Below are 1,666 nucleotides of genomic sequence, written 5' to 3'. Positions count from 1 at the left end.
GCTGCGGGAAGGACTACTTCTCGACGTCCTCGTCGACCCAGTCGAGGGTCTTGCTGACGGCCTTCTTCCAGTTGCGGTAGAGGCGCTCGCGCTCGCCCTCGTCCATCGACGGGCTCCAGCGCTTGTCCTCGGCCCAGTTGGCGATGACGTCCTGCTCGCCCTGCCAGAACCCGACCGCGATGCCCGCGGCGTACGCGGCGCCGAGCGCCGTCGTCTCCGCGACCTTGGGCCGCACGACGTCCACGCCGAGCTGGTCCGCCTGGAACTGCATGAGCAGCTCGTTCTGGACCATGCCGCCGTCGACGCGCAGCTCGGTGAGGTCGACGCCCGAGTCCGCGTTCATGGCGTCCAGGACCTCGCGGGTCTGGAACGCGACGGCCTCGAGCGCGGCGCGCGCGATGTGGTTCTTGTTGACGTAGCGCGTGAGGCCCACGAGGGCGCCACGGGCGTCGGAGCGCCAGTGCGGCGCGAACAGGCCCGAGAACGCGGGCACGAAGTACGCGCCACCGTTGTCGTCGACCTTGCGGGCGAGCCACTCGACGTCGGGCGCGTCGGAGAACATGCCCAGGTTGTCGCGCAGCCACTGGATGAGCGAGCCCGTGACGGCGATCGAGCCCTCGAGCGCGTAGCGGGCCGGCTGGTCGCCGATCTTGTAGCAGACCGTGGTCAGCAGGCCGTTCTCGCTCATGACCTTCTCGGTGCCCGTGTTGAGGAGCATGAAGTTGCCCGTGCCGTACGTGTTCTTGGCCTGCCCGACCTCGAAGCACGCCTGGCCGAACGTCGCGGCCTGCTGGTCGCCCAGGATGCCCGCGATCGGGACGCCGGGGAGGAGCCCGCCGGGGCGTCCGTTCCCGTAGACCTCGGACGACGACTTGATCTCGGGGAGCATCGAGAGCGGGATGCCCATGTCGGCCGCGATGTCCTCGCGCCAGCTCAGGGTGTCGAGGTCCATGAGCATGGTGCGCGACGCGTTCGTCACGTCGGTGACGTGCACGCCGCCGTCGACGCCGCCCGTCATGTTCCACAGGACCCACGTGTCGGTGTTGCCGAACACGAGGTCGCCGGCGTCGGCCGCCTCGCGGGCGCCCTCGACGTTGTCGAGGATCCACTTGACCTTGGGGCCGGAGAAGTAGGTCGCGAGCGGGAGTCCCACGATCGCCTTGTACTTCTCGGGGCCCGCGTCACCCCCGAGGTCGTCGACGATCTTCTGCGTGCGGGTGTCCTGCCAGACGATCGCGTTGTAGACGGGCTTGCCCGTCTTCCGGTTCCACACGACCGCGGTCTCGCGCTGGTTGGTGATGCCGACCGCGGCGATGTCGGTGTACGTGACGTTGGCGCGGGTCAGGGCCAGGCCGACCGCCTCGCGGACGTTGTTCCAGATCTGCTCGGGGTTGTGCTCGACCCAGCCGGCCCGCGGGAAGATCTGGTCGTGCTCGAGCTGGCCGGAGGAGACGATCTCCCCGGCGTGGTTGAAGACGATGGCCCGGGAGCTGGTGGTTCCCTGGTCGATGGCGAGAACGTAGTCGGCCATGGTGTGTCAGTCCTTCACGTCGGTGTGGTTGAGCGGTTGTCGCGCGGTGCGCGACCGAGCGTCGGGGCCGCGGGCGTCACGTGGGGTGCTGCCCGACGGCGGGTCGTCGCGTGACCGGGGCGGGTCGCCCCGCCC

The 1,666-nt window shown here is 69.5% G+C and carries 1 protein-coding gene; it reads right to left on the bottom strand.

The window, feature by feature from the left end; all coding sequences use genetic code 11:
• Positions 1 to 13: 13 nt before the first annotated feature.
• Positions 14 to 1,531, bottom strand: a complete 1,518-nt coding sequence (gene glpK, locus ACFRCR_RS18650; protein WP_377679676.1) for a glycerol kinase GlpK — start codon at positions 1,529 to 1,531, stop codon at positions 14 to 16.
• Positions 1,532 to 1,666 lie beyond the last annotated feature (135 nt).

It is taken from the genome of Oerskovia sp. NPDC056781, assembly GCF_042789955.1.
Classification (GTDB): domain Bacteria; phylum Actinomycetota; class Actinomycetes; order Actinomycetales; family Cellulomonadaceae; genus Oerskovia; species Oerskovia rustica.
Note: the sequence above shows the minus strand (reverse complement) of the source record. Positions and strands in the feature narration are given on the sequence as shown.

Bases quoted from the DNA above. Each gene is read 5' to 3' on its own strand.
- glpK (WP_377679676.1), bottom strand. From the start codon at position 1,531: ATGGCCGACTACGTTCTCGCCATCGACCAGGGAACCACCAGCTCCCGG.